This is a genomic window from Mesorhizobium sp. GbtcB19 (assembly GCF_019091085.1).
Lineage (GTDB): Bacteria > Pseudomonadota > Alphaproteobacteria > Rhizobiales > Rhizobiaceae > Mesorhizobium.
Genome location: NZ_JAGXJY010000525.1, coordinates 1 through 236 on the forward strand (window position 1 = coordinate 1; position 236 = coordinate 236).

Annotated in this window: 1 pseudogene; it reads left to right on the forward strand. The window is 64.8% G+C overall.

Going from position 1 to position 236, the window contains the following annotated elements:
* Window positions 1-236 (forward strand): annotated as a pseudogene (locus tag KVT37_RS32925) (aspartate-semialdehyde dehydrogenase); the annotation flags it as partial.

The window sequence follows — 236 nt, forward strand, 5'->3', positions numbered from 1 at the left end:
CCTCCTGTCGGCCGGCGGCAACGTCTCCAAGGAATGGTCGCCGAAGATCGGCAAGCAGGGTTGTGGCGTCCTCGATAATTCGTCCGCCTTCCGCTACGACCAGGACGTGCCGCTGATCGTGCCGGAGGTGAACCCGGACGCGATCTCGCTGGTCACGCGCAAGAACATCATCGCCAACCCGAACTGCTCGACGGCGCAGGTGGTCGTGGCGCTGAAGCCGCTGCATGACGTCGCCA